The sequence below is a fragment of the Streptococcus sp. HMSC067H01 genome, from assembly GCF_001814775.1.
In the GTDB taxonomy this organism is placed as follows: domain Bacteria; phylum Bacillota; class Bacilli; order Lactobacillales; family Streptococcaceae; genus Streptococcus.
The window spans coordinates 515-22,628 of the sequence record NZ_KV817788.1 but is presented as its reverse complement, the minus strand read 5'-3'; the positions used below and the strand labels follow the sequence as shown (position 1 = coordinate 22,628).

18 protein-coding genes and 1 pseudogene are annotated in these 22,114 nt (G+C 41.8%); 18 read left to right on the top strand and 1 reads right to left on the bottom strand.

Going from position 1 to position 22,114, the window contains the following annotated elements:
- Positions 1-3: 3 nt before the first annotated feature.
- The 15 genes and pseudogenes from HMPREF2987_RS04600 (at position 4) to HMPREF2987_RS04530 (ending at position 13,117) form a co-directional block, all read left to right on the top strand.
- The gene (locus tag HMPREF2987_RS04600) at positions 4-294 is read left to right on the top strand and encodes a hypothetical protein (protein WP_075229534.1); all 291 of its coding nucleotides are present in this window, start codon (positions 4-6) and stop codon (positions 292-294) included.
- Positions 295-296: 2 nt separating this feature from the next.
- The gene (locus HMPREF2987_RS04595) at positions 297-578 is read left to right on the top strand and encodes a phage head-tail connector protein (RefSeq protein ID WP_075229533.1); all 282 of its coding nucleotides are present in this window, start codon (positions 297-299) and stop codon (positions 576-578) included.
- A complete protein-coding gene (locus HMPREF2987_RS04590; RefSeq protein WP_075229532.1) occupies positions 565-864 on the top strand; it encodes a phage head closure protein in 300 nt (99 codons plus the stop codon). Before HMPREF2987_RS04595 ends, HMPREF2987_RS04590 begins: the two co-directional genes overlap by 14 nt.
- A complete protein-coding gene (locus HMPREF2987_RS04585; RefSeq protein WP_075229531.1) occupies positions 861-1,220 on the top strand; it encodes an HK97 gp10 family phage protein in 360 nt (119 codons plus the stop codon). Before HMPREF2987_RS04590 ends, HMPREF2987_RS04585 begins: the two co-directional genes overlap by 4 nt.
- Complete coding sequence (locus HMPREF2987_RS04580; RefSeq protein ID WP_075229530.1) at positions 1,217-1,540, top strand: hypothetical protein; 324 nt, start codon at positions 1,217-1,219, stop codon at positions 1,538-1,540. Before HMPREF2987_RS04585 ends, HMPREF2987_RS04580 begins: the two co-directional genes overlap by 4 nt.
- 11 nt (positions 1,541-1,551) lie before the next feature.
- Complete coding sequence (locus tag HMPREF2987_RS04575) at positions 1,552-2,127, top strand: major tail protein (RefSeq protein WP_075229529.1); 576 nt, start codon at positions 1,552-1,554, stop codon at positions 2,125-2,127.
- 11 nt (positions 2,128-2,138) lie between these two features.
- Entirely contained in the window at positions 2,139-2,558 is a 420-nt protein-coding gene (locus HMPREF2987_RS04570) for a hypothetical protein (RefSeq protein ID WP_075229528.1), read from the top strand.
- Between the two features lie 277 nt (positions 2,559-2,835).
- A pseudogene (locus HMPREF2987_RS04565) lies at positions 2,836-5,855 on the top strand (phage tail tape measure protein).
- Complete coding sequence (locus HMPREF2987_RS04560; RefSeq protein WP_075229527.1) at positions 5,852-6,574, top strand: phage tail protein; 723 nt, start codon at positions 5,852-5,854, stop codon at positions 6,572-6,574. The pseudogene HMPREF2987_RS04565 and the gene HMPREF2987_RS04560 overlap by 4 nt, the downstream one beginning before the upstream one ends.
- Positions 6,575-10,651: a phage tail spike protein gene (locus HMPREF2987_RS04555; protein ID WP_083312415.1), complete on the top strand. Its 4,077-nt coding sequence runs from the start codon at positions 6,575-6,577 to the stop codon at positions 10,649-10,651.
- The gene (locus HMPREF2987_RS04550; protein ID WP_075229525.1) at positions 10,648-10,857 is read left to right on the top strand and encodes a hypothetical protein; all 210 of its coding nucleotides are present in this window, start codon (positions 10,648-10,650) and stop codon (positions 10,855-10,857) included. Before HMPREF2987_RS04555 ends, HMPREF2987_RS04550 begins: the two co-directional genes overlap by 4 nt.
- Entirely contained in the window at positions 10,847-11,494 is a 648-nt protein-coding gene (locus HMPREF2987_RS04545; RefSeq protein ID WP_075229524.1) for a hypothetical protein, read from the top strand. Before HMPREF2987_RS04550 ends, HMPREF2987_RS04545 begins: the two co-directional genes overlap by 11 nt.
- A 16-nt stretch (positions 11,495-11,510) precedes the next feature.
- The gene (locus HMPREF2987_RS04540) at positions 11,511-11,912 is read left to right on the top strand and encodes a hypothetical protein (protein WP_075229523.1); all 402 of its coding nucleotides are present in this window, start codon (positions 11,511-11,513) and stop codon (positions 11,910-11,912) included.
- A 1-nt stretch (position 11,913) separates the two neighbouring features.
- Positions 11,914-12,258, top strand: coding sequence for a phage holin (locus tag HMPREF2987_RS04535; protein WP_075229522.1), 345 nt, complete (start codon positions 11,914-11,916; stop codon positions 12,256-12,258).
- Positions 12,251-13,117: a CHAP domain-containing protein gene (locus HMPREF2987_RS04530; protein WP_075229521.1), complete on the top strand. Its 867-nt coding sequence runs from the start codon at positions 12,251-12,253 to the stop codon at positions 13,115-13,117. The genes HMPREF2987_RS04535 and HMPREF2987_RS04530 overlap by 8 nt, the downstream gene beginning before the upstream one ends.
- Positions 13,118-13,207: 90 nt before the next feature.
- Here HMPREF2987_RS04530 and HMPREF2987_RS04525 read toward each other — a convergent pair whose 3' ends face one another.
- Positions 13,208-13,399 (bottom strand): hypothetical protein, encoded by a 192-nt coding sequence (locus HMPREF2987_RS04525; RefSeq protein ID WP_000109864.1) that lies wholly within the window; start codon positions 13,397-13,399, stop codon positions 13,208-13,210.
- Between the two features lie 555 nt (positions 13,400-13,954).
- On the opposite strand from HMPREF2987_RS04525, the gene ruvB reads away from it, so the two are divergent.
- From ruvB to HMPREF2987_RS10990, 3 genes are all read left to right on the top strand, one after another.
- Positions 13,955-14,953: a Holliday junction branch migration DNA helicase RuvB gene (ruvB, locus tag HMPREF2987_RS04520; RefSeq protein WP_083312414.1), complete on the top strand. Its 999-nt coding sequence runs from the start codon at positions 13,955-13,957 to the stop codon at positions 14,951-14,953.
- Entirely contained in the window at positions 14,934-15,506 is a 573-nt protein-coding gene (locus HMPREF2987_RS04515) for a nucleotidyltransferase family protein (protein ID WP_075229520.1), read from the top strand. The genes ruvB and HMPREF2987_RS04515 overlap by 20 nt, the downstream gene beginning before the upstream one ends.
- 481 nt (positions 15,507-15,987) lie before the next feature.
- Positions 15,988-22,114: accessory Sec-dependent serine-rich glycoprotein adhesin (locus tag HMPREF2987_RS10990; RefSeq protein ID WP_083312413.1), on the top strand; the 6,127-nt coding region annotated here is incomplete at its 3' end.

Here is a 22,114-nt window from a genome sequence, read left to right as displayed (position 1 = left end):
CGTATGAGCTATAAAGTAATCCGTCCTTTCAAGGACTTGGCTGATCCTGAAAAACATGACTATGCTGTTGGCGATATCTTTCCTCGTGAGGGATATGAGCCCACAGATAGCTTTACCAATGGCCTTTTGACTGGTGCCAACACTGCTGGCTCTATCTTCCTTGAGGTTTCGGGAGAGGATGAACCTAAGAAACCAACTCCTGAAACAAAAGAAGTTAAGGAAAATCCCGCAGCTGATCAGGAAGAGACAGTTGAGGAAACTGCTGAAGAGCCTGCTAAGGAAGTTGAGGAGTAAACATGAACGAAGGTCAGCTTTTAGAATTGTTGAAGCTTAAGCTGGGTATTTCAACCGACTTGAGAGACAAGCCGTTAAAAAAAATCATTTCAAGTGTCATCACTGAATTGACCGATAACCTCGGTATCGAGCTTGTCGGTGAGCGTGCTGACCATGAAATGTTTATCGTTGACTATGCTGCCTATCGCTATGAGGGTGGGGTGGATATGCCACGTCACCTTCAATGGCGACTGCATAATTTACAACTAGCATCAAAGAAAGAGGTCAAGAATGTGGAATCATGAAATCACGCTGATCTCTAAGAAAGTCACAGGTAAGGACAAGCTACTACAACCAATCTCTGAAGATGTTGAAGTTACTCTCTTATGTCGCAAAAAGAGGGTCGCTCGCTCTGAATTTTATCAGGCAAACCAGGCAGGTCTAAAACCGAGTTTGGTCGTTGAGATTCGAAATTTTGAGTATGAGAATCAGGAGTTTGCGAAATTTGAAGGCAAGCAATATCGTATCTTGAAAACCTATCCTATCGATTCTGAAATTTTAGAGTTGACTTTGTCAGAGGTGTTGAAATGAGCTTAACAAGTGATTTAGCGAATGAAATTGCAAAAGCAATGGCAGAGTACTCTGCTGAGGTAGAAGATAAGATTGACCTGATTGCTGAGGACGTTGTAAACGAAGCCGTTACGGAATTAAAAGCGACTAGTCCAAAACGTTATGGAAAGTATGCTAGAAATTGGCGCTTCAAGAAAAATGCTAAGGGGTCATACGTCATCTACAACGCGGCTCCAACCTATCGTTTAACTCACTTACTAGAAAATGGGCATGTTTTGAGAAATGGCGGTCGTAGTCGGGCATTTCCACATATTAAACCTGTTGAGGAGAAAGTTAAAGAGAACTTTGAGAAGCGAATCAAGGAGATTGGGAAATGAAGCTATCAGACTTTGCTGCTATTTTGGAACAGGGAAACCTGCCTGTCACCTATCGAGCGTTTAAAACTGGGAACGCTCCTGACCTACCTTACCTGGTCTATTATGAATTAAGTCCAGTCATCAATGCAGCTGACAACACGGTTAATCATCAGATTAAGAGCGTGACAGTCGAGCTAGCTTTTGAGAGTAAGGATGAAGATTTGGAAGAACGTCTGGAAGAGCTGTGGACAACCCACGAGCTCTTTTTCGATGTTCAAGAAGAAACATTTATCGAGACTGAAAGACTCTATGTCAAGTCTTATACGGTCTATCTATACTAAGGAGGAATGACATGACTCAAGAAAATAAAGTAACCTTTGGTTTAAAAAATGTTCACGTTGCGCCAATTAAATCAATTGGTGCAGATGGAGTGATTGCTTACGATGAAATTTTCCGCTTTCCTGGGGCAATGGAATTGACATTGGATCCAAAGGGCGAATCAACACCAATCAAAGCAGATGACATCGATTATCACTTTATGAACTCAAACGAAGGGTATGATGGAAAATTCAAAATCTCTCACATTATTGAAATGTTTGCGACTAAAATTTTGGGTGAAATCAAAGATGCTCAGACGGGTGTTTTGACTGAAAAAGCTGATGCAGAATTCACATCATTTGCCTTGATGTTCGAATTTTCAGGGGACAAGAATAAAACACGTCACGTTCTTTACTATTGTTCAGCGAGTCGTCCAGGCAATGGCTCAAAAACCAAAAATGGTACAAACGTCAACGAGCGTGAACTTGGCTTTAAAGCAAGTCCTCGTCCTCTGGATTCAGTTGTTAAACGTTCTATCACATCAGCTGATAATAAGGAAATTTATGACAACTGGTTCAAGAAAGTGTATGAACCTACTGCTGTTGGTTAAGGAGGAATAGTATGCGCAAAATCGTTTTGGTTGGCGATCAGGAGTATGAGTTAGGCACTAATGGCTATACTCCTATTGCCTACAAGCAACAATTTGGGAAAGATTATTTTCAAGATTTGTTTTCAATGTTGAAAAATCAATCATTCATGAATGAATTGAACAAGCTGGAAACTGACAAAGAGTTGACAGCAACTGATATTGACGTTTCGATGTTGTCAGATTTTGACATGACCTTTTTCAACCGTCTTTTTTGGACCTTTGCTAAATCTGCAAATCCTCATATCAAGCCTTATGAACAATTTTTCATGGAAATGGAAGTCTTTCCGATTCAGGAAGTTGGTCCTGTGTTGATGGAAATGCTGAATGCGAGCATGACGACAAAAAAGCACCAGATGAATCAGAATCAGCTAGCGAAGAAATCTTCACAGTAGAGTCTTATCTGTCATGCTGTAAAGAAACTGGCCTGTCTATCGATGATCTAAAGCACATCTCAATCGGAATGGCTCTGGATTATCAGACAGATTATGTTAATTTACGGAGTGAGGATAAGGGTGGCGAACGGAAAGCCACGCAAGCTGATTTTGACAGTTTTTAAAGAAAAAATGAGTGCTGAGAGAGCAATTCTGAGACCAAGTTCCTTAGTCTGACTGCATTATCAGTGGTAGAAGCTATCTCAGCGCTTTTCTATTTTTTGAGAAAGGAGGAAATATGGCAGGAAATATCAAAGGTATCAAAATTGAAATCGATGGCGACACGCAACCCTTGCAGAAGGCGCTGAAAAATGTCAATAAGGCTGCTACTGATGCAAGTCAGGAGTTGAAACAGATTGACAAGGCCTTGAAGTTTGATACAGGAAACGTAACGCTCCTGACTCAGAAGCAAGAAGTCTTGCAAAAGCAAGTTTCGACGACCAAGGAGAAACTGGAAACCTTGAGACAAGCTCAGTCTCAGGTGGAACAGCAGTTCAAAAATGGTGATATCGGTGCTGATCAGTACCGTGCCTTTCAACGTGAAGTCGAAGTTACTCAAAACGTCCTGAAGAGCTACGAAGGTAAACTAGCAAACGTCAACCAGGCACTTGCTGAGAACGGGAGTGCTACTCAGAACAACAAGAACCAATTTAAAGAATTGCAAAATGAGCAGAAGCAACTAGCTAGCGAGAATGAAAAAGTAGTCAGTTCATTCAAATTGCAAGAAAGTCAGCTAGGAGCTAACGCAAGTGAAGCTGACAAATTGGCGCTTGCTGAGAAAATGATTGGAGCTCAATCTGATATTGTTTCTCGGCAGATTGAAAACCTAGAAAAGCAATTAGCTCTTACAAAGCAAGAGTATGGTGAAAATTCAGCTGAAGCCAATAAAATGGAAACACAGTTGAATCAAGCTAAAACAGCTTACTCAAATCTCTCTCAAGAGATGAGCAACCTTGGGAACGCTGGTAAACAAGCAAGCGGTTCTCTTAGCGAAACAAACAACCTCTTAAAAGCTGAATTGCTTAATCAATTTTCCGAAAAACTATCCGAAATCAGTCAAAAGTTAGTTGATTTCGGAAAGAGTGCTTTGGAAGCTTTTCGTCAAGTTGATGAAGGTATGGACACCATTGTCACAAAAACTGGCGCGACTGGCGATGGCTTGAAAGAAATGCAAGATATTGCTTCAGGCATCGCAACAACAATTCCAACAGACTTCAGTAAAGCTGGTGAAGCGGTTGGGGAGGTCAATACACAGTTTGAATTGACCGGTGATACGCTCAAAGACGTGTCTGTGGAAATGATAAAATTTGCTGAAATCAATGGAACAGACATCACCAATTCAACAATTTCATCCCGAAAAGCTATAGAAGCGTATGGGCTTGGTGTTCAAGATCTCTCTACAGTTCTTGATAGCACTACCTATGTTGCACAATTGACCGGCGTGTCAGTAGATGACCTTATGAAGAAGGCTATAGAGGGCGCACCACAGATTAAGATGTTAGGGCTTAGTTTTGATGAGGGGGTTTCTCTTTTAGGTCAGTTCGAAACAAGCGGCATCGATGCTTCAGCTGCTTTGTCAGGGATGACTAAAGCTGCTGGAAGCTATGCAAAAGAAGGCAAGACTTTAAAACAAGGTTTAACAGAAACTATCGAAAAAATCAAAAATACAAGTAACGAGACAGAAGCCATGGGACTTGCTATGGAGATTTTTGGATCAAAAAAGCACCTCAAATGATTGATGCAATTAAACGGGGTGCTTTTGATTTTACAACTTTTGCTGGGACAGCTGAGAATGCCGCCGGAACAGTTAGCACAACTTTTGAAGACACATTAGATCCAATTGATAAATTCACGACTGCTCAAAATTCAGCTACTTTGGCCATGTCTGAACTAGGCGCTGCAATTGCAGAAGTCTTGGCCCCTGTTTTTGAAATGCTAGGGAATATCGTCAAGGGTTTTGCTGAATGGTTTGGCGGCTTACCTGGACCGATTAAAGAGTTTGTAGTGGTTATTGGTACTGTTGTAGCTATTGTAGGTGTAATTGTCCCTATATTTTTAACACTACAAGCGGCTGCAACTGCTTTGGAGATTTCGATTGGTGCAATGATCACAGCTGCTCTCCCAATTATTGGGACAGCTTTAGCGATTGCTGCTGCTATTGCAGGAGTAGTAATTGCTTTAAAATATCTCTGGGATACAAACGAAGGTTTTCGTGAAGTTGTCACAATCGTCTGGAATGCGATTCTTGAAGTCATCAACGCAGTCGTATCAGAGATTTCTAATTTTGTCATGAGCATCTTTGGGACGGTTGTTACTTGGTGGACGGAGAACCAGGAACTTATCAGGACAAGTGCTGAGACTGTTTGGAATGCCATTTCAACAGTTATTGAAACGGTCATGACGTACATAGGTCCACTCATTCAAGCCACATGGGATAATATCCAACTTGTCATTACAACAGCTTGGGAAATCATCAAGACCGTTGTTGAGACTGCAATCAATGTTGTCCTTGGTGTTATCCAAGCAGTTATGCAGATCATCACTGGTGATTGGTCAGGCGCTTGGGAAACCATCAAGGGAGTATTCTCTACTGTATGGCAAGCTATTCAAAGCATTATTCAGACCATTTTATCAGCTATCCAGAGTTACATTTCAAATATTCTCAACGGTATTTCAGGAACTGTATCAAATGTCTGGAACGGCATCAAGGATACTGTCTCAAATGTATTAAATGCTATATCTAGTACTGTATCAAGTGTTTGGGAAGGTATCAAGAGTACCATTTCAGGCGCTATCAATGGTGCAAGGGATGCTGTTTCTTCAGCTATTGAAGCCATCAAAGGATTGTTTAACTTCAACATCAGCTGGCCACATATTCCACTACCTCACTTTTATGTGAGCGGTTCAGCCAATCCATTAGATTGGTTAAGTCAAGGTGTTCCAAGTATTGGAATTGAATGGTATGCCAAGGGCGGTATCATGACGAAACCAACCATTTTTGGAATGAACGGTAATAACATGATGGTTGGTGGTGAAGCTGGGAATGAAGCAGTATTACCACTCAATGATAAAACACTTGGTGCTATCGGTAGAGGGATAGCTCAGACTATGGGTGGAACTTCACCTACCATTAACATTACCATTAGTGGTAACACTGTAAGAGAAGAAGCTGACATCAGTCGTATTGCTGATGAGGTGGCTCAGCGCATTGCTGACGAATTACAACGTAGGACACAATTGAGAGGAGGGTTTACATGATAAAGCATAATGAGCTTGTGATTGACGGTGTGAGAACATCGTCTTTTCCTTTTAAAGTCATTGTCCATGACTCTCCTTCAATCTCTCTGGGAGAGAGCAAGACAGCTCTTTTGGAGCATGGTGGTATCAGTGGGGCAATTGTTCAGACGAACAAGCATAGAGAACTGGTCAAGAAATCCTATACGATTTACTTAGTCAAACCGACCGAAGAGCAGATGAACCAATTTATGAGTCTGTTTATCCGTGAAAAGTTCTGGCTAGAGAGTGAGCGAGTCAAAACAACTCGTCTTTGGTGCTATAAGGTCAATTTGAGCGACCTTGAAGAAGTGCAATCTGGTCTTTACATGACCAAAGCAACCTTCACATGCCACCCTACAAAATACTTTAAAGGCACCGATACACAGAGATTGACAAGAAGTGGGACCTTGACCGTTCAAGGTTCTGCTCTTGCCTTTCCTAAAATCACAATCATTGGTCAGAGCGCTTCTGAAACTTCATTTACAATTGCTGGTCAGGTCATTCGTCTTGAACGACTCACTGAGTCGCTTGTGATGGTCAATAATCCTGACAATCCAAGTTTTAAAACGACAACAGGGAAGCCAGTCAAATGGTCAGGGGATTTTATCACAGTTGATCCAGCGAAAGTGAAGAATGTTGGGGTTGTTCTAGGTCAAGGTATTCAATCGCTTGAAATCGAGACGGTTTGGGGGTGGGCATAATTGCTTTATCTACTTAATAAAGATGTGAGAACCGTTCGGTGGAACGGGGAGCCACTTCATGAAGCAACTTCGGCGATTGTTAAAGAGACCATGAATGGCGATTTCACCTTAACTGTGAAATATCCTATTTCTGACTCTTGTATTTATCAACTTATTCAAGAAGATATGTTGATAAAAGCGCCGACTCCTGTTCTTGGTGCGCAGCTATTTCGCATTAAGAAACCTGTTGAACACAATGATCATCTGGAAATCATAGCCTATCACATTTCAGACGATGTGATGCAACGTTCTATCACACCAGTAAGTGTGACTAGTCAGAGCTGTGGCATGGCTCTTTCTCGCATGGTCCAAAACACCAAAACCGCTTTGGGAGATTTTTCTTTCAATAGCGATATCCAGGATCGTAGGACCTTCAACACGACTGAAACAGAAACTCTGTACTCTGTATTGCTGGACGGTAAGCACAGCATTGTTGGTACATGGGAAGGCGAGCTGGTTCGTGATAACTTTGCGATGACTGTCAAGAAGAGTCGTGGTGAGAATCGTGGTGTTGTTATTACAACGCACAAGAATCTGAAGGACTACCAACGTACAAGAAACAGTCAGAATGTTGTCACAAGAATCCATGCCAAATCAACTTTTAAGCCTGAAGGCGCTGAAAAAGAAACGACTATCAGAGTGACTGTCGATAGTCCTCTTATTAACTCTTATCCTTACATCAATGAAAAAGAGTATGAGAACAACAACGCAAAGAGCGTTGAAGAGTTGCAGAAGTGGGCACAGGCTAAATTTACAAATCAAGGCATTGACAAGGTCTCTGATGCTATCAAGATTGAATCCTATGAACTTGATGGGCAAGTTGTTCACATGGGGGATACGGTAAACCTCAAGAGCTGGAAACACAATGTCGATGTATTCAAGAAAGCTGTTGCTTATGAGTTCGACGCCTTAAAAGAAGAGTACATCTCTCTGACTTTCGATGATAAGGCAGGCACTGGTGGTTCTAGAGCTTCTGGTGGCTTATCTAGTGCAGCGGATGCCATCCTTGGAGTAACAGAATCTGCACAAGAAATCGCCCTAGAAAAGGCTCTTCAAAATGCAGACTTAGGTTTTGATCACCAAGCTGGATTGTTAAGACAAGAAATTGCGGACGGTATTGAACTTGCCAGAGCTAAAGCCGAACAAGTCAAGCAAGAACTGTCTGGCACTATTGACCAGCGCTTTAGCAGTTTTAACAACGGTCCATTACAAGAAGCCAAGCGCAAGGCTGAGGAAGCCTTGAAAAACGCTGTCGCAAGTAGCCTTCTTGCACAGGAAGCCAAGCAGATTGGATTTGATGCAATCGCTAGACTTGAAGCGTTCAAAGACCAAACTTACATTACCCAGTCAACTCTGACAGGCAATTTGGACGTTCTAAAACGGACGGTCACAAGTGAAGTCAATCAAGCGTCAGAATATCGCAGAACGACCACAGAGGCCCTTAGTCGCATGACTGGCCAGATGAACGGATTTGCGACCAAATCAGAGGTTAAACAGGACATCGATGGAATTACTCAGACCTTTGCAAAGATGAAGGTCGGGGGGCGGAATCTATGGATAAAATCCAAGACGGTTGGAGCTGTAATTGAAAAATTACCTGAAAACCACGTCACAGGTCAAAAAGAATGCTATAGGTTAGAGAACAACTCTACTTTAACGTTCAACATTGAACCAGATTTCAGCTCAAGGTTGTATCAAAAAGTTACTTTTAGCGCTTGGATCAAATACGAGAATGTAGTCCAAGGTCAAAATTCTTGGAATGCCTTCAATTGCTTTAAACACTATCTTTTTAGAAAAAATAGTGAGACCGGAATTCAGAATGGTCCAGACTACACTACGCTTGGGATATATGCTGGATCGTCAGATTGGAAGTATATAACATTCACTTATGATTACTCTGAGAACCAAAATTTTGACCAATTAAAAACATCATTGCGATTCAATCTTGAAGGTGCTACAAGCGGTACAGCGTGGGTTACAGGAATTAAGGTTGAAATCGGTAGTGTGGCGACAGACTATTCACCAGCTCTAGAAGATGAAGAAGCTGAACTTTTAGTCGCCAAAACTGAGTTCAAGAAGACAGCTGAAGGGCTATCTACTAAGATGTCAGCAGTCGAGGGCTATGTCGGTCAAGATGGTCAGCGACAAGAAGCATTGAGAAGATACACTCGAGAAGAGAGCGCACGACAAGCGACAGCTGTCCGTGAATTGGTCACTCGTGATTTTGTTGGAAAAGCAAGCTATCAGGAAGATGTGAGAGGAATTGAGCGTAGGTTTGAAGCTATTACCAACTCAAAAAATGGATCGATAGCCACTCAGATTGCTAACTACAAGCAATCAGTAGATGGTAGGTTCGCAGACATCACGTCAATGATTTCTGGCAAGGCTAATCAGGCTGATTTCCAACGTGTCAGAGAGACTAGTCAGCTCTATGAGCGAATTCTGGGCAATACTGAAAATGGGATTGTTAATAATGTGGCTCGTATGACCATGACCAGCCAGCTGTTCCAGGTTGAGGTTGGGAAGGCTTTTGCGGAACATCAGAATTTATTCTTGAATTCAACACTTACTAAAGGATTTTTAGGAAATAATGGAATCATTTACATAGCGAATGTCACGCAAAAGGAGGTTACATCCGATTTCATTTCAGTAGAACCAAACACAAAAATTATTTTTCAACATTGGGTAACTCTTCCTGAGAATGGAATGGCTTGGACCGCTTGGCAATTTTTCGATAAGAATAAAAAAGCTATTGATGTCCGCGTAACTGGCTTAAATGCTTATAAAACAACTGTAGGTAAACAACACAACATCAATCAAATCACTGTACCAGCAAATGCTTATTTCGTCAGATTCTCAGCTCGTATGTACGATGATGGTTTGATAAAAGTAGAAAAGGGCTTAGCTCCATCTGATTACTCAGTAGCGCCCAATGATGCTCTTGAAGCTGTGAAAACCGTCCAAAGACAGTTGGATGGCTCATGGTCTGTCCAAAATCTAACCAGCGCAGGCTCAATCGTTTCGCAAATCAATGCGACGAACAATCAGATTTTGATTGAGGCTGAAAAAATTCGCTTGAAGGGTAAGACCTTACTTGATGAGCTGACCGCTATTCAAGGTTATTTCAAGCGATTATTTGTCGGTGAGGGTACATTCGCGACTCTGAATGCGGATATCATACGAACGAATTCTATCACAGCAGACAAGCTGGTCATGGATATGGCAATGGCAAGACGATTTGTCTCAAGCGACTTCTTCACAGATACGCTTGCTGCTAAAGAAGCCTTTATCAACAAATTAAGGTCAGTCGTAGTCACTGCAACCTTGCTTGAAGGTTATAAAGGGCGGATTGGTGGATTTCAAATTGGTACACATGACAAAGACCCGTCAACTTATTGGTTGACAGGTACTAATTCATTTGCTGTCGGAATGAGTAACGGTAGCACGCAATGGGGGCAGACAGCTTTATGGGTTAACTGGGGGAATAATTGGAACAGCCCAAGCGACACTGCATGGTTTGTTAAAAATACAGGTCAAATGTTTTGCTACAACCGTGCCGAATTTTGGAATACGCCTGTTGTTCACGGAGATTTGCGTGTTACAGGGGATATTTACTACAACAATAAAAATTCAGGCGGTGGCTCAGGTTATTGGATTTCATCACCAAAATACTCGAAAATTGAGCCTTCTGGCGGTTCTTTATATCTTTATTACTCAGGCGGTGGTTACGACTGGATCCTGATGAACAAAGACGTATCTGACCGTCGATATAAGCACAATATCGAAGCTAGTACAGTTTCTGGGCTAGATGTAGTCGAAAGTCTGAAGACGTACAGCTATCGCAAAGAATACGATGGCAAAATCGAAGATATCGCTTGCGGTATCATGGCGCAAGATGTACAGAAGTACGCTCCTGAAGCATTTTTTGAAAATCCTGACGGCGCATACTCTTACAACACATTTGCTCTTGTGCCTTATTTAATCAAAGCCATCCAAGAATTAAATCAAAAAATAGAAAAAATGGAGAAAATAGCATGAACGAACAAGACAAACAAATCAGCAGCCTGACAATTAAATCGTTAGGTGAAAAAGTCGGTAATGAGGCTACTCAGTCAGCAACGCTCGAAGCCCTCTACACAGTGACTGCGATGGAGCTCGAGCAGATGAAACGAATCATCGAATCAGACGAAGAGCTCAAAGCAAAATTTGAAGAAGTGAAAGGACAAATGACAAATGGCAATTAACAATTATGAACTAGCAACCAGACCATATACTCGTGGTTTTGGAGACAATGTTACAACCGTTGTAGAAATCCGTTTGCAAGACGGGAATCGTTATAGCACTAACCAGCGTGAACTTGCAGGAGATCGTACAAATGAACCAGAAGACGTTTTGATTCAAGCGGTGCTTGATATCCTGAAGGTTGAATTGGATCCAGGTTCAGCAATCGTCAAAGCGCGGGCGCAGCTTGAACAAGCTGAACAGCAGATTGCACACAACAAGAGCGAACAGGATAGACTCTCTGCGCTTGCAAATAAAATCGATAAAGTAGTACGTGTCATGGCACAGGATTCAATCATGGGCGAGAAAATCGCCTACGGTACAACCTACAAGGAACTTGTCGAACTCTTCCCATTTGCAGAAGAAGGAAAGGCCTATCAACCAGGGGATATGTTTGTCGTTGAAGATCCTGAACACGTTGAATTGAATGGCGAAGGCAAGCATGTCTTGATTCAGACAAATCAGGCTTTCAGCTACAAAGGTGAATCTCTCAAGCAACTTGAAGGTGGACCATCTCAAAATGGCCTTCTTGCAATCTGGAAGTGGGATGGCCAAAAGAATGGAAGTGATCTTGAAACTACTCGAGTTTCTGCACAGTAGATTGGAAGTGGTCTGATTGGAATTACTAGCATTTCTGGATAAATTGAGTCCGATTCTAATCGTAATCATTCCTAGCTATTTCTCTTTCAAAAGCACGCAGAATACAAAAGAGACTGACAAGCAAATCAGTCTCTTATCTGACAAAATTAGTGCTATTGAAAAAACAGTCTCAAATGTTGAGAACATTGGCAAAGATAATAGCAAAGGATTGAGTGTTATCGGAAAAGGTCTTCAAAGATTACAACGTTTTCGATTGCAAGAAAACCTAAAAAAAGCCATTAGCCGAGGCAATACCAATCAGCATGAGATTGAGGAATTGTCTCGTCTTTATGAAAGTTATGTTGAACTTGGTGGTAATGGAGCCATCAAGGTACTGTATGAAAAATTTCTAGAATTAGAAATTGTGGAGGAAAATTAAAATGAATCAAATTAACGAAATCATCATCAATGCAGCAATTAGTATTCTTGTCATCTTGACTGGTATTGCAGTCAAAACTGTTAAAGAGTACCTTATTAAAAAAGGCGGTGAACAAACAGTCAAGATTGTCGAAATCTTGGCCAAGAATGCCGTCAACGCAGTAGAGCAGGTATCTGCTGAAACTGGATATAAAGGCGAAGAGAAGCTGGAACAAGCGCGAACTAAAATCCGTGCAGAGTTGTCAAAATATAACATCAGCATGACTGATAAGGATCTTGATACATTCGTTGAGTCAGCAGTTAAGCAGATGAATGGTGCGTGGAGAGGGGATGATACGAATGTCTAAGAAACAAGATATGATTAACGACCTCATTGCTCACGCTGATGCAGGAACTGGGGTTGACTATGATAAAAGGTATGGCTACCAATGTGCAGATGTTACTTGCTACGGTATCTATGAATACTTCGGCCTCCGTCTTTGGGGCAATGCTATCGACTTGCTACGGTCTGCAGAATCAGCAGGCTTACAAGTCGTATATGGCGCCCAATATCCTAAGGCTGGCTGGTTCTTCGTTAAGAACTTTGTCGCTGGAGATGGTGTGAACTATGGCCATACTGGGCTTGTCTATGAAGACTCAGACGGCTCAACGATTAAAACCATCGAGCAGAATATTGATGGTAACGCTGATTTCTTAGAAGTAGGTGGGCCTTGTCGTTACAATGAGCGTTCGGTTAATTCTATTGTTGGATATATTGTACCGCCTCAAGAAGATCAATCTGGCTGGAAGCATGACGGAACTGGCTGGTGGTGGAGCCGTAAAGATGGCTCATATCCAACTGCAAAATTTGAAGCAGTAGACGGTAACTGGTTCTATTTCAATGACAACGGATATATGTATGAGAGCCAATGGCTATATCACACAGATGGGTGCTGGTATTGGTTTAACAAGGACGGCTACATGGCCAATAGTGGATGGAAGAAGATCAATGGAAAATGGTACTACTTTAATGCAGATGGTGCCATGCAGACTGGATGGGTTAAATACTATGAGAAATGGTATTACCTCAATTCAGAGAATGGCGATATGGTGTCAAATGCATTTGTCCCTTACAACGGTGGCTACTACCTCATGCTTGAAGATGGCCGATTGGCTGAAAAAGAAAGCTTCAATATTGAGCCTGATGGGCTCATCACGACAAAATAAAACAGAAAGACTAAAAAATTATTACACTAACCGCAGGCAATAGCTTGCGGTTTTTTTGTTTACTCAAAATAGAAAAAACAGTGATGGTGCTCACTGTTTTTCTTGTAGTGTATGGGCGTAAGAAGTCATGCTGATAGCGTGTTTTAAACGCATGTTCATAATATCTGATACACCATTTTTATACTTATCCACAGCCTGAATAGATACGCCACAGTTTTTGCTGATAGCATAGGCTGTGGCGTTGTCTAAAAGCCAGCGGATAGCTTTAATATCTACTGACATATATTACCTCATAAAATACCAAACTGCAAATAGGAGTAAAAGAAGTCCGATAATAAATTCAACTTTTTCACGCTTGGTGGTTTTTCTAATTTTTAGATTTACTTTCATTGTTTTTCCTGTTATAATTTAAGTACACCCCCGAAGGGGTGGATAGTGATTTCTCACTATCCAATTTCTAAGTGCCATTCAAAGCTGATTATAAATAAGTTTATTTTGATGACTATCTTATTTATTTTGACTTTGAGTGGCTTCTTTTTGAACTTAAACATTTTGTTTTCCTTTCTACTAGTTTCCTTGTCTAAGGTTTCCTCCTTAACCTTATGTATCCATTATACAACTAAAGTTGTATAATGTCAATAGTTTTGATGAAGTTTTTTTAAATTTTTTTCAAAAAAATAGACCTTGTCCAGAGGTCGGGGAGTTGGAGGGGACACCCTCCAAAAGCATTGATTTAATAAGATTTTATTTTACCTTTTTCATAATAATCTCCCTAAAGAAGCCACCAAATTCGGTGGCTTTTTTGTTTGTAGGCTGGATTTTTGCTATAATAGAAACATGAGTAGAATTTTAGATAATGAAATCATGGGTGATGAGGAGTTGGTAGAGCGTACCCTCCGTCCCCAATATTTACGTGAATATATCGGACAAGATAAGGTCAAGGATCAGCTTCAAATCTTTATCGAGGCGGCTAAAATGCGTGATGAGGCGCTGGACCATGTTCTCTTGTTTGGCCCTCCAGGTCTCGGGAAAACAACCATGGCTTTTGTCATTGCCAATGAATTGGGAGTTAATCTCAAACAGACGTCTGGTCCCGTTATCGAAAAAGCGGGTGATTTGGTAGCGATTTTAAATGACTTGGAGCCTGGAGATGTGCTCTTTATCGATGAAATCCACCGTTTACCAATGGCTGTCGAGGAAGTTTTATATAGTGCCATGGAAGATTTTTACATTGACATTATGATTGGTGCTGGGGAAACTAGCCGAAGTGTTCATCTGGAATTGCCACCTTTTACCTTGATTGGTGCGACGACTCGAGCTGGTATGCTTTCAAATCCTCTTCGTGCACGTTTTGGGATTACTGGTCACATGGAGTATTATGCCCATGATGACTTGACAGAGATTGTCGAGCGGACGGCAGATATCTTTGAGATGGAAATTACACATGAAGCTGCTTCGGAATTAGCTTTACGTAGTCGTGGAACTCCTCGTATCGCCAATCGTCTCCTCAAGCGCGTGCGCGACTTTGCCCAAATTATGGGCGATGGCTTGATTGATGATGTGATTACGGACAAGGCCTTGACTATGCTGGATGTAGACCATGAAGGCTTGGACTATGTGGACCAGAAAATCCTTCGCACCATGATTGAGATGTACGGTGGGGGTCCTGTCGGTCTAGGAACTCTTTCTGTGAATATCGCTGAAGAGCGTGAGACGGTAGAAGATATGTATGAACCTTACTTAATCCAGAAAGGCTTTATCATGCGAACTCGTTCAGGACGGGTCGCGACAGCCAAGGCTTATGAGCATTTGGGGTATGAATATATTGAAAAATGAGACTGAAATTTTAGACTCTTTTAGAGAAAATCCTGACATGATGGCTATTCTGACTATCATCAGTAACCTTGGTTTGAAAGATTCCTGGTTAGCAGCTGGTTCGGTCCGAAATTTTATCTGGAATCTTTTGTCAGAGAAACCAGCTTTTGATCGTGATACGGATGTGGATGTGATTTTCTTTGACCCAGAGGTGAGTTACGAAGAAACGCTGGCTATAGAAAGTAAGTTGAGAGAGGATTTTCCCCAGTATCAATGGGAGCTGAAGAATCAAGTCTATATGCATCAGCATAGTCCCCATACGGAACCGTATGTGAATTCCTGTGACGCTATGAGTAAATATCCCGAACGTTGTACGGCGATAGGTCTTCGCTTGCATGCTGACGCAACTTTGGAGCTCTTTGCCCCTTATGGTTTGGAGGAAATTTTGAACTTTCAGGTTGCTCCGACTCCTCATTTCTTAGAAAATGAAGACCGGATGAAGCTCTATCAAAAACGTTTATCCAAGAAAAATTGGCAAGAAAAATGGAAAAATCTCACATTTAAAATAACTTAAGGAAACTTTAAGTTAGGAGTTGTATACTTAACCCGTAAGTTAAGAAGACCTTAACTTTAACTCCTAAAACTTTTTCATAATAATCTCCCTATAAAAATTAAGTCGCCCAATCAGGCGGCTTTTTTTGTAGGCTCTTTACGCTCTCGCTAAAGAATGTTTTAGCTAATTATAGGTCTGAATACGTATCGATAATCTTAATTCTACAAAAAACAATTATTGAAGACCAGAAATTTCTCATTCGGTGATGAAGAATGTTTATAAAATGAAAAAATGTATTTATTTAAGTATAATCTTTGGACAGAGCAAGCTAGAATGTGCTATAATAAAGTGTTTTAAAGAAAACTATGTATCAAAAATTATTTCGAATTGTATGTATATTGGCACATTAAAAGTGTATAAACACCTGAAATAACAATAGTCTTTTCGATAAAAATTTTGATATATCGTTTTTTGTAAAAAGTGAACTTAAGGAGAAAAAAACATGTTTTTTAGACGTCAAGAAGGACGATATAGAGAAACCGACCGTGTTACTCGCTATAAACTGATTAAGTCAGGAAAACATTGGTTGCGTGCCTCAACGTCTCTATTTGGCTTGTTTAAAGTTCTTCGTGGTGGTATTGATACTGCTCAGGTGACAACTGAAGTTGTAGAAGATCGTGTATCAACTTCCATAACAGGGTTAGATATCCTCAAGGGAATAGCCGCCGCAGGGGCAGTAGTTGGTGGGGGGATTGCCACTCATACACAGGTCCATGCCAACGAACAAGTTGCTGTTGAGAAAGTTGTAGATGGTACTGACAATCTAGTCAATTCTGATCAAGTCCGGCTTGGTAAAGTTGGAGAGGGGAATGACAAGAACCCTAGCTCTGCCTCAAGCTCTCAGTCTGTGAGTGAAAGTGTCTCTGTATCAGAAAGTCTGTCTTTGTCAGAGTCAATGTCGGCTAGTACATCGGCATCTACCTCTGCTAGTACTTCAGCTAGCACATCAGCCAGCACTTCAACTTCACTTAGCGGTTCCACCTCAACATCAGCTAGTGCGTCGACCGTAGCAAGTGCCTCGCTTTCTACAACTTCAAGCGTAGAGGGTTCTCAAGCTCCAGCTAGCCAAGATAGTGTTAGCGCGGTTGATACTGCTAATCCTAGGGCAGTTACTGATGTTGTGAAGGTTAATCCTAATCTTTCTAGCGCTCTTTCAACTGCAGAAAATTTCACAAGTCAAAATGCTAGTTTGACAGCTACTACAACAGCTACTCTTGCTGCGACAACGACTGCAGAAGCAAGTGCTAAAAAGCAAGCAGAAGACCGTAAAAAATTAGCTACTCTTTCTGCTGAAATGGGCGAATACCTTGCTAAGGCTGCTGGTTTACCAAATACCGATTCAGCTATCACTAAGGTGAATGCTGCTGTAGTAGAGATTGAAAAAGCACTTGCAAATCCAACTGGTGATTTGACAGAAGTGGTTCAACGGGCTACTTCAGCTCGTAACTCAATCGCCAATGCCGTTTTACGTGCAAATTCAGGTCAACGTGATAGCCGTAACGGGCAAGCTATGCCGACAGGGGATGGTCTCAGAGGATTCTCGCCTCGAACTCAGAATGAGCAAACAACAGCAAGTATTGTATCTGGGACTTTTGCGCCTACTAGTCGTGAGGTAAAATGGACAATCTTTATGAATGCCCAGAGTGCGCTTACCTATGCCGGTTTGATTGCTAGGGTTGATCCGAATACGACAATCACAGCAGCCTATCTAAATGGTGTGAAAATGGACTTGCAAAGCCAGTCCAACAATGAGTATATTTTCCAGAATCGTCATGGCTACAATAGAAATTTGGATGCCACTATTGAGATTTTTGCAACAGCCAATAATAGCTCAACTCAGGCAACCTTGAATGCACAAGTTGCGACAAGTAGTAAGGAGTTTTCAGCAAGTAACCCTCCTGGCAACTATACTTCTGTAATGACAAATACTGTTACAACAGGAGCAACATCAGATAGAGCGCCAAAAATTGAGTTGCCATCTTATCTTACTTTCTTTAATGATGACAAGTTTGAAACGGCACCGAATACGCCTGTAGCTTTAAAGTTCTCCGATGATTTCCAATTGAGGAGATTTATTGCTTACCCATCTCCAGAGATTACTGGTTTGAATGGTCACTTCCCGAAAAATAATTTGTTTCAGGTGTTTGACGGAAACAATAGATTTAAGGGATGGGCGAAGTCTTGGACTTCTACTATAGATGGTACAATCGGTCGAGAACTATCTGATGGTCGATGGAATCCTATGACTCCAGGAAGTTATACTCTTGAGTTTGGGGTGACGGATTCAAGCAATAATGAGACAAGAGCGACAATGACTGTTTACATCAGAGGGTTCAACGAGCGTAACGAGCCTGTCAGTGGTGCCACTGTTACAGTTAACAATCCGTCTGCCTTGAGTCCTACTGAAAGAGCTCAAATTCTTGAAAACTTCAAAACAGCAAACAAAAGTATCCTTTCAGGTTCAGACTATACTAAGGATGGTGTAACAGGTAACATTACTGTGTCTGAAACAGGTGAAATCACCATCACCTACCGTGATAATACTGTGGATGTCGTCCAAGCAAGTACAATAGCTGAAACTGTAGTTCCGGTTCCTGCTGTTACCGTGACGCGTGATGGCCAAGCTATCCCTGCAACACCTGGAAGAGTTGGAAAGGAGTATGTTGTTTATGCAGGTGATAACTTCACAATTGACTTCACTGCAACTGATAATAGTGGTAAGTTAAAAGAGTTTAAGATTGTTCCTAGAGCGGATGGTTCTGTCCCAGCACTCACTGGCAATTTCTTTGAAGGAACTCAGTATGGTACTGGTGATGTTAGCAATCTAACAGGGGATATCACTGCAACATCGGAAAATCCTGCTCGTATTACTGTTAGTGCTCACCTCAAGGATGACTTGCAATGGGTCCCAGATTATAGGAATACTTGGCAACGCAATGCAGTTGCAACTGACCAAGTAGGAAACGTCAACAATACTGGAGATAACAGGCCTGGTAACGTTCGTATCACCCAAGGACAACTCAAGGATCGTCTGCCGGTTGTAAATCCAGCCAAAACCCTAGTTGGTGACCGAAATAATCTGTCAAAAACTGAGAAAGAGGCTGTTGAGAAAGCTATCTTTGACAAAAACCCCCAAGATACTCACCGAATCAAATCGATTGATGTTTCAAGCAATGGTACGGCGACTATTACCTATAAAGATGGTACGGCTAATACACTTCAACCAACGGATACAGTTGAAGAACGTCCAAGAGTTGGCGTGACAGTGACCCGCGATGGTCAACCAATCCCAGCGACTCCAAGTCCAGACCCTACTCGTGGGATGGAACACATCGTCTATGCAGGCGATGACTTTACAGTTGACTTTACTGCATCTGATAATAGTGGAAAACTGAAGGAGTTCAAAATTGTTGCTAAGGCTGCAGCTAGTGGAAGAGCCCTAACAAGCAACTTCTTCCAAGGTGATACTGGTACAGGAAATGAGTATGGTACAGGTACGGTTGCTCACCTGACTGGTACCATCGATGCTCCTGAAAGCAATCCATCTCATATTGTTGTAAATGCCCATCTTAAAGATGATTTGCAATATAATTCAGGTAATACATGGCAACGGAATGCGGTCGCTACAGACCTAGCAAACAATACAAATATCACAACAGGCTTAGGTAATGTTCGTATTACCCAAGGGGAACTTAGGAACCGTCTTGCAGTCACAAATCCTGACTTTACACCGGTTGTGAATAAAAACAACTTGACAGAAGCTGAAAAAACAGATGTCAAGAATGCTATCTATGCTAAGAATAATCAAACAACTCACCGTATCCTAGATATTGAAGTTACAAACAACGGTACAGCAACGATTGTCTACAAAGATGGTACACGTAGTAATCCAATTCCACAGTCAGTGACAGTCAACGAACGACCAAAACTAGTGATTCCGTATGATCGACCAGATGTTAAAGAAATCGATATCTATCGTGGGGAGCCTACTAACCTCACCTTTAGTGCGACCGATGATTCTGGCAAGATTTCTTCATTGAAGTTTGAAATGAAGCAAACTGCGGATAATGCGAGCGGAAACGACTACGCAGGATATGTTGGACTTAATCGTTCAAATCCAATTACCAGTTTGACTGATCAAGCAAATGCTAACATTACAATAACTGGTACGTTGGCTACAAGATTTGTAAAAGGCCAAACATTTGAACGTTATTTGATGGCGAAGGATGATCGCAATACCTCTGATAGTGATCATGCTAAAAATGGTGTAGCCGACAATGGTTATGTCAAATTTGTAATCAAGGATCAGACTGATAAGTATAACGCTGTAGCCAAGGTGCCAACAGTCTATACTTATGTTGGTGAAACAGCTAGTGATTTGTCAAATGCGGCTAACTTTGTACAACTTGAAGGTGGCAAACAACTACCACAAGGTGCTACTGTCGCTTGGGTGGAAGGTAAAGGAATTGATACGACTAACTCTGGGGATAATAAAAAAGCTGTAGCCAGAGTGACCTATGTAGATGGTTCTTACGAGGATGTTACGATCACCTACAGTACCATGACCTCTATCGCGCCTAAAGCTCCGATTAATGATATTCAAGGAACAACTCCTCACAATGGTGATGGTTCAAACTGGCTTAACTATGCATTTAAAGCGGGAGATGCTTGGTTCCCAAGTGGTTCTAAACAAGCATGGACAGATGAACATGGAACTCGCTTGTCCGCTGCTCCTATCACTACGACAGAAGCTGGACAACAACGCTTCAAACTAACCTTTACGTTTCCTAAAGGACGTCTGGGTGAGACTGATAGTGCGAAATTGCTTAGCAAGACCGTAGACGTTATTCATAATGTCTACAAGTTTGAGACTAATCGTTCCTATGTCTTTACTCAAAACCAGACAAATGATCCAAATTACCAACGGGTAGTTGCAAATCCAAAAGACTCTATCACCAAGGTGACAGGTAGCCCTGATTATGATGTGACTAAGACCAACTTCACTTGGGTTGATGGTGCTCCAGAACTTTCTAGAGTTGGTAGATTCACAAAAGATGTAGAAGTTGAACTACCTGCTGATGGTACGGGAGTACGTGTCAAACAACGTGTTCCGATCACCTACACAGTTAACCCACAAGCGCCAGTCATCTCAGTTGATTCTACTAATGGAACAGGTGGCTTACCAAATCGCTCGATCGTCGTTACGAATGTAACACCTGGAGCTCTTGTAACCTTGACTTTAGATGGGCATACATTCCCTAAGACAGCGGGGAATAATGACACAAGCGTAACCTTTGAACCCGCTGATTTGCAGAAAGCCTATGATGGCAACAATGGTCTCCTTCCAACAGGTGATGTAACCGTTAAGCAAGAGAAGACAGTCACTCTACCGGGTGGTGGGACTGAAACCTTGAGTTCGGCTACAACGACTGCAACGATTACCAAGGAAACTGTAAGTCCAGAACCTACCTTTGAACTTTATATCAAGAATGATAAGACTGGTCTTTGGGAAAAACAAACGATCAAGAATAATGTTCGTCCAGGAGTTAGTGGTTACGAAGTCTTTGCAGGCGACAAGATTAAAGTTGTTTTAACTGCTAAAGATAATAGTGGAAAGATTAAAACTCTAAAATTAAATGATGGAACTTCTGATATAGATCATATTTTCCAAGATGGTTATTCTTCAGATGATGCAGCACCAGGCATTAAGGATACTCCTACTGAAGCTTCAGCAACAAATCCAAAAGTATTAGAGTACACTGCTACTTACGGGGAAAATGTACAGTATGCTGACGGAAACAAATGGACGCGTGGAACAAATGCTACAGATTTATCAGATAATACGGGTAGAGTAACGACTGTAGTAGCACAAGGGAAACTGAACGAAAAATTCCCAGGTGTTAAACCAAAAGATGCTGTCCAGGTTTCTAATCTAACTTCTTTGACTCGAGAAGACCTTGATAAGATTCTTAATGCGGTGAAGGCGTCAAACCCAGAGTCAGATTTCCGTATTAAATCGTACGATATTGATAGCAATGGAACTGTAACGATTACCTACAAAGATGGAACCAAAAATACAGTGACTCCTGATTTGTCGGATTCGGATCACAAGTCAGAATCGGCAAGTACTTCAGCCTCAACGAGCGCAAGTACTTCAGCAAGTGTGTCAGCTTCAACAAGCGCAAGTACATCAACAAGTACTTCAGCCTCAACAAGTGCAAGCACGTCAGCTAGCACGTCAGCATCAACGAGCGCAAGCACTTCAGCAAGTACATCAGCATCAACGAGCGCAAGTACGTCAGCAAGCACATCGGCTTCAACAAGTGCAAGCACATCAGCGTCAACAAGTGCATCGACATCAGCGTCTGAATCAGCATCAACAAGTGCGTCGACCTCAGCATCTGAGTCAGCGTCAACAAGTGCATCGACATCAGCGTCTGAATCAGCATCAACAAGTGCGTCGACCTCAGCGTCTGAGTCAGCATCAACAAGTGCAAGCACAAGCGCGTCAACCTCAGCATCTGAGTCAGCATCGACAAGTGCAAGCACATCAGCATCTGAATCAGCAA